The following is a 12829-nucleotide window of genomic DNA, read 5'->3' on the forward strand; positions in this document are numbered from 1 at the left end:
ATTTGCGAAAGGAAACGAGCCCGTCATGATTCTGCCTTGGCTAATCCTGATCCCCTTCATCGGCGGCCTGCTGTGCTGGATGGGTGAGCGCTTCGGCGCTACCCTCCCCCGCTGGATTGCGCTGTTGACCATGACCCTGGAACTCGCCCTCGGCCTCTGGCTGTGGGCCCACGGTGACTATTCATTTGCTCCGGCGCCTGGCGCCGATCCGACCTGGGCGCTTGAGTTCAAGCACGTCTGGATCCAGCGCTTCGGCATCAACGTGCACCTGGCCCTCGACGGCCTGTCGCTGCTGATGATCCTGCTGACCGGTCTGCTGGGTATCCTGTCGGTACTCTGCTCGTGGAAAGAAATTCAACGTCACGTTGGCTTCTTCCACCTGAACCTGATGTGGATCCTGGGCGGTGTTGTCGGCGTGTTCCTCGCCCTCGACCTGTTCATGTTCTTCTTCTTCTGGGAAATGATGCTGGTGCCGATGTACTTCCTCATCGCGCTCTGGGGTCACAGTTCTTCGGATGGCAAGAAAACCCGTATCTACGCAGCGACCAAGTTCTTCATCTTCACTCAGGCTTCCGGCCTGATCATGCTGGTGGCGATCCTGGGTCTGGTACTGGTCAACTACAACAGCACCGGCGTGATTACCTTCAACTACGCCGACCTGTTGAAGACCAAGATGTCGATGACCACCGAGTACATTCTGATGCTCGGCTTCTTCATCGCCTTCGCGGTCAAGCTGCCTGTGGTTCCGTTCCACTCCTGGCTCCCTGACGCTCACGCCCAGGCGCCGACTGCAGGTTCCGTCGACCTCGCCGGTATCTTGCTGAAAACCGCGGCCTACGGTCTGCTGCGTTTCGCCCTGCCGCTGTTCCCGAACGCCTCGGCCGAATTCGCGCCGATCGCCATGACCCTCGGTCTGATCGGGATCTTCTACGGCGCGTTCCTGGCGTTCGCGCAAACCGACATCAAGCGTCTGATCGCCTTCTCGTCCGTTTCCCACATGGGCTTCGTACTGATCGGCATCTACTCCGGCAGCCAACTGGCGCTGCAAGGTGCCGTGATCCAGATGCTGGCGCACGGTCTGTCGGCGGCGGCACTGTTTATCCTGAGCGGTCAGCTGTACGAGCGTCTGCACACTCGCGACATGCGTGAAATGGGCGGTCTGTGGTCGCGTATCGCTTATCTGCCGGCGATCAGCCTGTTCTTCGCAGCCGCCTCCCTGGGTCTGCCGGGCACCGGTAACTTCGTTGGCGAGTTCCTGATCCTGATCGGCACTTTCGCCAGTGCTCCATGGATCACCGCGATTGCCACCTCCGGTCTGGTGTTCGGTTCGGTCTACTCGCTGATCATGATCCACCGCGCTTACTTCGGTCCGTCGAAATCGGATTCGATCCTGCACGGCATGGACGGTCGCGAACTGATCATGGTGCTGGGCCTTGCGGTACTGCTGATTTACCTCGGCGTCTACCCGCAACCGTTCCTCGACACTTCTGCCGCCACGATGCATGGCGTGCAGCAGTGGCTCGGCACCGCCTTCACTCAACTCGCTTCGGCCCGGTAAGAGCGCTATGGAATTCACGATTCAACACTTTATTGCGCTAGCGCCACTGTTGATCACCAGCCTCACCATTATCGTGGTGATGCTGGCAATCGCCTGGCGCCGCAACCACTCGCAGACCTTCCTGATTTCGGTGGCGGGTCTGAACCTGGCCTTGCTGTCGATCCTGCCGGCCCTGAAAGTCGCGCCTCTGGCCGTGACTCCATTGCTGCAGATCGACACCTTTGCCTGCCTGTACATGGCGCTGATCCTGGTCGCCACCCTCGCCTGTGTCACCCTAGCCCACGCTTACCTCGGCGATGGCGGTTCGGGTTACCCGGGCAACCGTGAAGAACTGTACCTGCTGATCCTGATGGCCGCCGCCGGTGGCCTGGTTCTGGTCAGCGCGCAGCACCTGGCCGGTTTGTTCATCGGTCTGGAACTGCTGTCGGTACCGGTCTACGGTCTGGTGGCCTACGCCTTCTTCAACAAGCGTTCGCTGGAAGCCGGCATCAAGTACATGGTGCTGTCGGCCGCTGGTTCCGCGTTCCTGCTGTTCGGTATGGCACTGCTGTACGCAGACTCGGGTTCCCTGAGCTTCGTAGGTATCGGTCAGGCACTGGCCACCACCAACCTGCCAAGCTCGCTGGCGCAACTGGGCCTGGGCATGATGCTGATCGGTCTGGCGTTCAAGCTGTCGCTGGTACCGTTCCACCTGTGGACGCCGGACGTGTACGAAGGTGCTCCGGCACCGGTGGCCGCGTTCCTCGCCACCGCGTCGAAAGTGGCTGTGTTCGCGGTAATGGTTCGTCTGTTCCAGATCTCCCCTGCCGCAAGCAGTGGTGTTCTGAGCAACGTGCTGACCATCATCGCCATCGCCTCGATCCTGTTCGGTAACCTGCTGGCCCTGACCCAGAGCAACCTCAAGCGTCTGCTCGGTTACTCGTCCATCGCGCACTTCGGCTATCTGCTGATCGCACTGGTGGCGAGCAAGGGTCTGGCGGTCGAAGCCATCGGCGTGTACCTGGTCACCTACGTGATCACCAGCCTCGGTGCCTTCGGTGTGATCACCCTGATGTCCTCGCCGTACAACGGTCGTGACGCAGACGCGCTGTACGAATATCGCGGCCTGTTCTGGCGCCGTCCGTACCTGACCGCCGTACTGACCGTGATGATGCTGTCCCTGGCCGGTATCCCGCTGACTGCAGGCTTCATCGGCAAGTTCTACATCATCGCCACCGGTGTCGAGTCGCACCAATGGTGGCTGGTCGGTTCCCTGGTACTGGGCAGCGCCATCGGCGTGTTCTACTACCTGCGCGTGATGGTCACCCTGTACCTGATCGAACCGAACCTGCGCCGCCACGATGCCCAGCTGCACTGGGAACAGAAGGCAGGCGGCGTAATGCTGCTGGCCATCGCCGTGGTCGCGTTCTTCCTCGGTGTGTACCCGCAACCATTGCTGACCCTGGTTCAGCAGGCGGGCCTGGCGGGCTGATTGCTCTGCTGGAATAGCTGCAAACAGAAACGGCACCTTCGGGTGCCGTTTTTGTTTTTGTGGGATTTGTTACCGCTGCGTTGCTCTCTTGCTGAATTTCCCGAAAACTCGCGCAAGACTGTCAGGTCCGTCCTACAGCCAGAATAAGGGGAGTGTCTCTATTCTGAGCGCCTGCGGAAAATATCAATCGAGGCAAAACAGATAATGAAACGCGAGACCTTTTACGAGTTGGTCGATGGTTATGGCGCTTTTGTGGGTGGATGCCAAAACAAAGTTCCGCCTGAGCGCTACAACGAAAAACCTCCACTTGCGTCATTCATCTGCACTGAAGCTTCGTTCAACTTTGCAGCCCCACGGAGTTCTGGCTATATTTGTCCAGAATACGAGGGACGAACCATGATCATTGTTCCGTTGGCCGAAGCCAAAAACAATTTATCCAAACTGGTCGATGACGCAGCTGCCGGACAAGTCATCACCATCGCCAAGCATGGCCGACCACTTGCTCGCCTGGTTCCTGTGGAGCGACCACGCGGGCAACGAATTGGCGCGATGAAGGGCAAACTTGTCGTGACCGACGACTTCGATGCCGCTCTGCCGGACGATCTGCTGGATGCCTTTGAAGGCCAGAAAGCATGAGGGTGCTACTCGATACCCATGTGTTGCTCTGGGTACTCGCCGATGATCAGAAGCTATCCGGTAAAGCCAGACAACTCATCAATAATGCAGCCGAAATCTATGTCAGTGCCGCGACGTTCTGGGAAATGGCAATCAAGGTCGGGCTGGGAAAACTGAGCGTTGATCTGGACGAGATCCGGCGATACTGCGTCGAAAGCGGTTTCATCGAGTTGCCCATCTCATCAGAACACGCGATAGCGGTGAAGGATCTGGAATCTCACCACCGTGACCCGTTCGACCGCCTGATTGTGGCAACAGCCATGACAGAACCCATGAAGCTTCTCACTGCTGATCCCATCGTTGCCAAATACACGCCATTGGCCATTTTGATCTAGCCCTCACGCCAGTTGCACTGAAGCTTTGCTCGCGCAATAAAAACGGCACCTTCGGGTGCCGTTTTTTGCGTTTATGCCATCACAGTTTCTTCACCATCGGCACGCAGGCCAGTTGCAGACCTGAAGGCGATTGATAAACCGCACTTCCCTCCCCGACGTAACCGCAGCGCCTGTAGAAATCGGCTGCATTCAAAGTCGCATCCAGGTAAACCTCTGCCACTCCCAGATCCCGTGCCAGCGCCTCAAGAAAGCTCAGCATCCGTTTACCCAGACCGCGCTGCATGAAATCCGGATGGATGAAAATTGCGCCAATTTCGCGATGTTCCAGATCGAGCATGCCGGTTGCCACGGGCTCACTCTCAACGTAACCCAGATAAAAATGCTTTTGCATGAGCGTGTCGTAACCGTCCTGCGCCGAGCCTTTTGTCCAGTCGAGCATTTGCTGCTCGCCGTAGGCACCGATGCATTGATGCCGGATCGCCAGTCGCCGGATCTCGAACGCTATCCAGGCATCCTCCGGGGTAGCTCTTTTGATATCGAACATTTCTCTCTCCATGAGCCATGTACGGACGGGTAATAAAAAGCCCCGTCCATTTCTGGCGGGGCTTTGGGTAACACGTCATTGACCAGACATGCATGACCTTATGGCCCGCCGGAAGCGGTCATAGCGGAGCACATCATGGTCATTCGGTGTTGGGCAGTCATGGCTGGATAGTGCTGCGGATTGTTCCGACGAGTCAATCGCAACACCACCTAACGAAATTGTAATTCCCCGATCACCTTGGCGTTATCCGCAGCCTGCAACGATGTCACCCGGCGACTCTCCCGGCGGGCCCTTGCCCGTCGAACAATAAAACCCACGCCGAAGCACGTTCCCGTTCTGCCGAACTCAGGAGTGATTGATGGTTAACAACACAAAAATATCGATGGCCGCTTTAGCAGTGGTCGTCGGCGCCGGGCCGTCCACGGTGTTTGCAGAAGACAAACCCGAAGGGTTTATCGAAGGCAGCAGCCTGACGGTGCTCAACCGCAACTTCTATTTCAATCGTGATCACCGCAACGGCCAATCCAGTCCCACCGGCAATGGTTATTCCGAGGCCTGGGCCCATTCGGTCATCAGCAAGTTCGAATCCGGTTTCACCCAGGGCACCGTCGGGGTCGGGGTGGATGCTTTCGCGATGATCGGCCTGAAGCTTGATACCGGTGACGGCCGCAACGGTGGCCGCAGTTCGTTCGATGTGTTGCCGGTCGACAGCGAAGGCAAAGCACGGGACGAATACACCAAGGTCGGCGGTGCCGCCAAAGTGCGGGCCTTCGATACGGTGGTGAAAATCGGCGATGTGTTCCCGGCCAACCCGGTGGTTGCGGCGGGTGATTCGCGACTGCTACCGGAAAGCTTTCGCGGTGTGACGGCGACCAACACCAGCATCGAGGGTCTGTCGATCCAGGGTGGCCGGTTGCATGCGATGAGCCAACCGGTGTCCAGCGACATGCGCGAGAACTTCGCGACCTTCTATGCCGGCCCGGTCAACTCGCCCTGGATTGCTTACGGCGGTGGCGATTATGCGCTGAACAAAAACCTCAGTTTCAGCCTGTACACCAGTCGCCTGAAAGATGCCTGGAACCAGTACTACGCCGGCACCGCCTGGACGTATCCGCTGTCGGATGACCTGTCGCTGTTCGGCGGCCTGAACTATTACAAGGCAGTCGACGAAGGCAAACAATTGCTCGGCAAATTCGACAACAATATCTGGAGCGGCCGCGTCGGTGTGAAGCTTGGCGCCCACTCTGTCGCCCTCTCCCACCAGCGCAACAACGGCAACAACGATTTCGATTATCTGCGCCAGTCCGACTCGATCTTCCTCGACAACTCGATCCAGTACAGCGACTTCAACTCGCCGAAAGAGCGTTCGTGGATGGTGCGCTACGACCTCGACATGACCACTTACGGCGTCCCGGGCCTGTCGTTCATGACCCGTTATGCCCGTGGCACCGATGCCGATTACTCCAACGCCAACGCCGTGTACATGCGCCGCGATGCAGACGGCAATCCGCTGACCGACCAGGAGCGTTGGGAGCGTGACATCGAAGTCAAATACGTGGTGCAGAGCGGTTCGATGAAAGACCTGTCACTGCGCCTTCGTCAGGCCACCACCCGTGCCACGGCGTTCGAGTCGGATCTGGATGAAGTCCGCGTGATCGTCGAATACCCGCTGGCGATTCTCTGAGTTTCACGAGCAACACATTCACCTTTAGAAGCTCCTTGCTCCTTTGGTAAGAGGTGAATTTTTTGGCGTCCTTCGGGGCGCCTTTTTTATGCCTGAAAAAAAGCCCGACTCACTCAACATGAACCGGGCGCTTGTGCCGTTACAGGCGCTATCCACCCTGCTGACGGCAGGTTCCCATGACGCTGTATGTGACGGTGTTGAGTTGCCCTTTGGAATCTTCATAAGTCATCGCAGCCGGCACCACCGCGCATTCATTTTTCGGCCGGACAACACTCACCACTTTCTTCACGTCCAGCTTCATTCCGTACGTATATTCCTTGACCACCGGCGCCGCTTTGCCCTGGGCCGCCGCGTACTGCTCCATGGCCTGGGCATTGGCGCTGAGCGCCCGGTCGAACGTTCTGTCGCCACCGCCTTCGGCCAACGCACTCAAGGACATCGCCATGACACCGGTGAATGCCAACAACTTTAGTAGTTTCATATCCAGCTCCTTCAAAACACGACTCATAAAAAAGCCCACCATCGATGCGCGATGACGGGCTCATTCACTGGCGGCACGCTTACAGGTCTTGGGTCTGTTCGGCCTTCTTGTCGTTCACGACAACGGGATCACGGGCCTTTTCCTTGGCAACGAACAGCTCCATGGAGCGGTCGTTGCTGGTCATCATCCGGTCGAAAGTGCGGTCGCCACCACCTTCGGCCATCGCCAGGGAAGACACCGCCAACGCCAACAAAAACGCACCGATCTGTACAGGTTTCATGTTTGATTCCTCATTTAAGTAACTGACGGGATCAAGGTAACAATCCGAACCTTTCGTGACGGTGGCGCCGAAATTACATATCCGTTATGTAGGAAGGCCCGCATTTGCGGGCCTTTTGTTAACGCAAAAAATGACTAGGCTGCAGTGGGTGACTCCTCGTCCCGGCGATGCGCAATCTGATACAGCGCCGGCAGGATCAGCAGCGTGAGAATGGTCGAGGACAGGATCCCGCCGATCACCACTGTGGCCAGCGGTCGCTGCACCTCCGCGCCAGTGCCGGTCGCCAGAGCCATCGGAATGAAGCCCAGGGAAGCCACCAGCGCAGTCATCAACACCGGTCGCAACCGCGTCAACGCACCGACGTTGATCGCCTCGGACAGCGAACGCCCCTCCTCCCGCAGATTGCGGATGAACGCAATCATCACCAGGCCATTGAGCACCGCCACACCGGACAACGCGATAAACCCGACACCCGCCGAAATCGACAGCGGAATGTCCCGCAGCCACAACGCCATGACCCCGCCAGTCAACGCAAACGGAATCCCGGTGAACACCAGCAAGCCGTCCTTGAGGTTGTTGAACATCATGAACAGCAACCCGAACACCAGCAGCAGCGCCACCGGCACCACGATCTGCAAGCGCTTGGCCGCCGATTGCAGTTGTTCGAACTGCCCGCCCCAGGTGGTCCAGTAACCCGCCGGCACCGGCACATCGCGCTCGATCACTTCGCCCGCCTCGGCGACGAACGATCCGATATCACGCCCGCGCACGTTGGCGCTGACGATCACCAGGCGCTTGCCGTTCTCGCGACTGACCTGATTCGGCCCCAGCACCAGATCGAGGCTGGCGACGTCCTTGAGCGCAATGAAACCGATCTGACGGGCGGCATCACCACCCGCCGCCGGTACCGGAATCAGCAGCGCCGACAGCCCTTCGATGTCCTTGCGCATGGCGTCGGACAAACGCACCACCATGTCGAATCGGCGGTCACCTTCGTACATCGTCCCGGCCTTCTGCCCGCCGACGGCCACCGCAATGGTGTCCTGCACATCGCCGACGTTGAGCCCGTAACGCGCCGCCTTGTCGCGGTCAATGTTGATGGTCAGCACCGGCAGACCGGTGGTTTGCTCGACCTTGACCTCGGACGCGCCGTTGACCTTCTGCATGGCGGCGGCGATCTTTGCCGCCGTGGCGTTGAGCACGTCCATATCATCGCCGAACACCTTGACCGCCACATCGCTGCGCACACCGGAAATCAGCTCGTTGAAGCGCAACTGGATCGGCTGCGACAGTTCATAGTTGCTGCCCGGCAGCGTGGCGGCGGCCTGTTGCAGCTCGGCCATCAAGGTTTCCCGGGACTTGCCCGGATCCGGCCATTGGTCTTTCGGCTTGAGCATCACGTAGCTGTCGGAGATGTTCGGCGGCATCGGGTCGGAGGCGATTTCCGCCGTGCCGGTGCGGGCGAACACGCGCTCGACTTCCGGCACTTTGCCCAGGATCAACTTCTCCAGCCGCTGCTGCATATCCACCGACTGCGTCAGGCTGGTGCCCGGCACGCGTAGCGCCTGCAAGGCAAAGTCACCTTCGCTGAGGCTCGGCACAAACTCGCTGCCCATGCGGCCGGTGACCACGCCACTGAGCACGATCACACCCAGCGCCGCGCCGACCGCCACAGTGCGGTGGGACATGACCCAGTTCAGCGCCGGTGCATAAACGCGACGCGCGACGCGCATCACCACGCCCTCTTCTTCCTTGACCTTGCCGGTGACGAACAGCGCAATCGCCGCTGGCACAAAGGTGACGGACAAGAGCATGGCGCCAAGCAACGCGATGACCACAGTGAACGCCATCGGGTGGAACATTTTCCCCTCGACGCCGCTCAGGGCGAAGATCGGCAGGTAAACAACCATGATGATCAACTGACCGAAAATCAGCGGTCGCCGCGCCTCTTTCGCCGCGGCAAACACTTCATGGAAACGCTCGGACCGCGTCAGCAACCGTCCATGGTGCTGCTGGGCATGGGCCAACCGTCGCAGGGTGTTTTCAACAATCACCACCGCGCCGTCGACGATAATGCCGAAGTCGAGCGCACCAAGGCTCATCAGGTTGGCGCTGACCTTGTTGCTGAACATCCCGGTGAAGGTGAACAGCATCGACAGCGGAATCACCATCGCCGTGATCAGCGCAGCGCGGATGTTGCCGAGGAACAGAAACAGGATCGCGATGACCAGAATCGCGCCTTCGACGAGGTTCTTCTTCACCGTGGCGATGGCCTTGTCGACCAGATGAGTGCGGTCGTATACCGGCACTGCGATCACGCCATCGGGCAAGGATTTGTTGATCTGTTCAAGCTTGGCGGCGACGGCCTGGGAGACCGTACGGCTGTTCTCGCCGATCAACATGAACACCGTGCCGAGCACCACTTCACGGCCGTTTTCCGTGGCCGCGCCGCTGCGCAGTTCGCGGCCGATTTCCACGGTGGCAACGTTCTTGATCCGGATCGGCGTGCCGTCGACGTTGGCCATGACGATGTTGGCAATGTCCTCGGTGCTCGCCACTTGCCCCGGTGCGCGAATCAGCAATTGCTCGCCGCTGCGTTCGATGTAGCCGGCGCCGACGTTGGCGTTGTTGCGCTCCAGCGCCGTCACCAGATCGGTGAGGGTCAGTTTGTAGGCCGCGAGTTTTTTTGGATCGGGCGCAATCTGGTACTCCTTGGCAAAGCCGCCGATGGTGTTGATCTCGGCCACACCGGGGACATTGCGCAATTGCGGCTTGATGATCCAGTCCTGGATCACCCGCAGATCGGTCGGCGTGTAGGGCGTGCCGTCATCCTTCAGCGCGCCTTCTTTCGTCTCGACCGTCCACAAAAAGATCTCGCCGAGCCCGGTGGAGATCGGCCCCATCACCGCCTCCACACCTTCGGGCAATTGCTCCTTGGCGGACTGCAACCGCTCGTTGACCAACTGCCGTGCAAAGAACAGATCTGTGCCGTCCTTGAAGATCACCGTGACCTGGGACAACCCCGAGCGCGACAGTGAGCGGGTCTGCTCCAGCGCCGGCAGGCCGGCCATCGCGGTTTCAATCGGGAACGTAATGCGCTGTTCGGTTTCCAGCGGCGAAAACCCGGCCGCGCCGGTGTTGATCTGCACCTGGACGTTGGTGATATCTGGCACGGCGTCGATCGGCAGTTTCTGGTAACTGGCGATGCCGAGGCCGGCCATGAGCAGAACGGCGAGCAGCACGATGATGCGCTGCTCGATGGCAAACTGGATCAGGCGTTCGAACATGGGAGTCTTCCGCGATTAATGACTGTGCTCGGCCGAGGCTTTGCCCAGCTCCGATTTGAGGACGAAGCTGCCGGCGCTGGCGACTTGCACGCCCGGTTCCAGCCCGGCGGTGACTTCCACCTGCCCCGCCGCACGACTGCCCAGCTCCACCGCTTGAGCCTTGAAGCCGTCGTCGGTGCGCACGAATACCGTGGGTTTGTCCTCGACAGTCTGGATCGCGGTTTCCGGTACGGCGACCTTGGCCTGACGGCTGTCGGTGGCGACCAGCGCGGTGACAAACAGACCCGGACGCCATGAGCCTTGCGGGTTTTCCAGGGTGACGCGCACGGTCGCGGTACGGGTCTGTTCGCCGAGCAGGCTGCCGACGTAAGCCACGGTGCCGCTGACTTCAGCATTCAGTTCCGCCGCGCTGACGGTGACGGGTTTGCCCACTTGCACCTTGTTCAGGTCTTTGGGAGAAACGCCGAAGGTGACCCACACCCGGGACAAGTCCGAGAGCGTGAAGGCCGCTGTGGTTTCATCGACCACCTCGCCCGGCGTCAGGTGTTTTTCCACCACCACGGCGTCGAACGGCGCCCGCAGTTCATAGCGATTGCCGCCGGTGGCGACCACGCTGCCGCTGAGGACGCTGATCTTTTGCCGGGCGTTGCTCACGGCGATTTCGGCTTCTTCCAGGGCCTGTCGCGCCTGGAGGAAATCCTGTTCGGCGGAGATCTTGTCCTGCCACAGTTTCTTCTCGCGCTCGAACGTCGTACGCGCCAAGGCCAGCCGGCGCTGCGCGGCTGCCTGCTCGCTGCGCTGATCGGAAATCTGCTGACTGGCAATCACCGCCAGCAACTGACCTTTCTTCACCGATTGCCCGAGATTGACCGACACCGACTCGACCACCCCCGGTACACGCGGCACCACATGGGCGGTGCGGTCCTCGTCGAAACGCACTTCACCGGGGAACGGCAGGCCGAGACTGATGCGCTGCGCCTTCGCTTCAGCCACTTGAATCCCCGCCGCCGTGATCTGCTCCGCCGTCAATTCGATGTGTCCTTCTTCGCCATGCTCGCCTTCGGCGGCTGCGCCTTCTTCAGCGTGATCCGCATGCTCGGAGGCTTCATCGGCATGCGCATCGATGCCCGAGTTGCCCGCCCACATCGACCCGATGCCAATGCCCAGCGCCAAGGTCGCCGCAGCGACCACGATCAGTTTTTTATCCATGGAAACTCCTCTGCGCCGTGCCATCGCGCAGTGATCAGAAAATTGAAATTCAACGGTTGACGCCGAGGTCGCCGAAAATGCGTTCGATGCGGACCCGGGCGTCGGTCGCCTCGCTCACCGCCTGGATGTATTGGCTGCGAGCGGCGATCAATGTGCGCTGGGCGTCGAGCACGTCGAGGAAGCCGAACTTGCCCATTTCGAATCCGCGAGTGGCGCTGTCGACCGCACTTTGCGCGGCGGGCAGGATGGTCTGATCGAACGCTTTGATTTCGCCGTTGGCGGTCTGCCATTGCTCAAGGGTGGTCTGGATTTCCGTGCGCAGACGCAGCTCGGTGGCGTTGCGCAGGTCCCGTGCCTGATCGGCACGCCGTGCCGCCGCCAGCACATTGCCCTGATTGCGGTTGAACAGCGGAATCGGCATCGACAGCCCGACCACGTTGACCCGCTCGCGCTCGGTTTCGCTGTACTGGCTGCCGATGCTGACGGTGAGATCGGGAATCCGCTGGGACTTCTCCAGTCCCAGAGACGCGTCGCGCTGATCGATCTGCAATTTCGCCAGACGCAGCTCCGCCGTTTCGTTGAGGCGCTCAAGCAAACGGGTCGGTGGTGGGACGCTTGGCAGGCTTTGAGCGGCGCTTTGCACCGTGGTCGAAGTCGGCAACGGTGCGCCCATGACCTGGGCCAGTTGCTGGTACGCATTGGCCTGATCACGCTCGGCGCGGCTCAGTTCCAGGCGAACCTCAGAGAGCTGTACTTGCGCCCGCGTGCCTTCTACCGGCGATGACTTGCCCGCCTCGATCCGCCCCTGGGCCACACGCAACCCGTGTTCGGCGAGTTGCAGCGACTGCCGGGCCAGTTGCAACCGTTGCTGCGCCGTTTGCGCGCCGTTGAACGCTTGAATCACATCGGCGCGCAACGCATTGCGCTTGCGCTCCAGCTCGAGGCCGGCGGCATCCTGCGCACGGCTCGCCACATCGATCCGCGCGCCACGCTTGCCGCCCAGCTCGATCGGCTGACTGAGCATCACCGTGGTGGTGCGCGACTGGCGCCGGGTGTCTTCGGCCTCCCACGAAACCTCGGGATTGGGGATCAGGCCCGCCTGTTTGCGGTCACCTTCGGCAATGCCGATTTCCCACTGCGCAGCGGCCAGATCCGGGTTACCGGCGAAGGCGGTTTGCAGGGCCTGATCCAGGGTCAGGGTCGATGCACTGGCAAGACCTGTACAGGCCAGCAACAAGAGGCCGCTGGCGGTTTTTTTCAGGCGTGAGCGCGCCGTCCGTTCTATTAAACCGGGCAATGGAAGAC

The 12829-nt window shown here is 60.2% G+C and carries 11 protein-coding genes; 5 read left to right on the forward strand and 6 right to left on the reverse strand.

The genetic code is table 11. The features are described 5' to 3' along the window. Window positions 1-25 precede the first annotated feature (25 nt). The 4 genes from nuoM to IF189_RS17865 all read left to right on the forward strand — a co-directional run bounded on the left by nuoM (window position 26) and on the right by IF189_RS17865 (window position 4039). Window positions 26-1558 carry an NADH-quinone oxidoreductase subunit M gene (nuoM, locus tag IF189_RS17850; RefSeq protein ID WP_007951464.1) on the forward strand — a complete coding sequence of 511 codons (1533 nt, stop codon included), beginning with the start codon at window positions 26-28 and terminating at the stop codon, window positions 1556-1558. Between the two features lie 7 nt (window positions 1559-1565). Further along, window positions 1566-3029, forward strand: coding sequence for an NADH-quinone oxidoreductase subunit NuoN (gene nuoN, locus IF189_RS17855; protein WP_085712396.1), 1464 nt, complete (start codon window positions 1566-1568; stop codon window positions 3027-3029). A gap of 204 nt (window positions 3030-3233) precedes the next feature. Next, entirely contained in the window at window positions 3234-3665 is a 432-nt protein-coding gene (locus IF189_RS28880) for a type II toxin-antitoxin system Phd/YefM family antitoxin (protein WP_225739911.1), read from the forward strand. Then, window positions 3662-4039, forward strand: a complete 378-nt coding sequence (locus IF189_RS17865; RefSeq protein WP_134827367.1) for a type II toxin-antitoxin system VapC family toxin — start codon at window positions 3662-3664, stop codon at window positions 4037-4039. The genes IF189_RS28880 and IF189_RS17865 overlap by 4 nt, the downstream gene beginning before the upstream one ends. A 79-nt stretch (window positions 4040-4118) precedes the next feature. On the opposite strand, the gene IF189_RS17870 is transcribed toward IF189_RS17865, so the two are convergent. Beyond that, window positions 4119-4583 (reverse strand): GNAT family N-acetyltransferase, encoded by a 465-nt coding sequence (locus tag IF189_RS17870; protein ID WP_134827368.1) that lies wholly within the window; start codon window positions 4581-4583, stop codon window positions 4119-4121. A gap of 358 nt (window positions 4584-4941) precedes the next feature. Between IF189_RS17870 and IF189_RS17875 the strand changes: the two genes are divergently transcribed. Further along, window positions 4942-6267, forward strand: coding sequence for an OprD family porin (locus IF189_RS17875; protein ID WP_134827369.1), 1326 nt, complete (start codon window positions 4942-4944; stop codon window positions 6265-6267). Window positions 6268-6415: 148 nt separating this feature from the next. Here the strand turns inward: IF189_RS17875 and IF189_RS17880 are convergent, their stop codons facing one another. From IF189_RS17880 to IF189_RS17900, 5 genes are all read right to left on the reverse strand, one after another. After that, a complete protein-coding gene (locus tag IF189_RS17880) occupies window positions 6416-6748 on the reverse strand; it encodes a DUF2790 domain-containing protein (RefSeq protein ID WP_134827370.1) in 333 nt (110 codons plus the stop codon). A 79-nt stretch (window positions 6749-6827) separates the two neighbouring features. Next, window positions 6828-7028 carry a co-regulatory protein PtrA N-terminal domain-containing protein gene (locus IF189_RS17885; protein ID WP_134827371.1) on the reverse strand — a complete coding sequence of 67 codons (201 nt, stop codon included), beginning with the start codon at window positions 7026-7028 and terminating at the stop codon, window positions 6828-6830. A 134-nt stretch (window positions 7029-7162) separates the two neighbouring features. Further along, a complete protein-coding gene (locus tag IF189_RS17890; protein ID WP_192552007.1) occupies window positions 7163-10315 on the reverse strand; it encodes a CusA/CzcA family heavy metal efflux RND transporter in 3153 nt (1050 codons plus the stop codon). Between the two features lie 15 nt (window positions 10316-10330). Continuing rightward, window positions 10331-11524, reverse strand: a complete 1194-nt coding sequence (locus tag IF189_RS17895) for an efflux RND transporter periplasmic adaptor subunit (RefSeq protein ID WP_192552008.1) — start codon at window positions 11522-11524, stop codon at window positions 10331-10333. Between the two features lie 49 nt (window positions 11525-11573). After that, entirely contained in the window at window positions 11574-12821 is a 1248-nt protein-coding gene (locus tag IF189_RS17900; protein WP_192552009.1) for a TolC family protein, read from the reverse strand. Between the last annotated feature and the right edge of the window lie 8 nt (window positions 12822-12829).

The sequence above is a fragment of the Pseudomonas sp. IzPS59 genome (genome assembly GCF_014863505.1).
Lineage (GTDB): Bacteria > Pseudomonadota > Gammaproteobacteria > Pseudomonadales > Pseudomonadaceae > Aquipseudomonas > Aquipseudomonas kribbensis.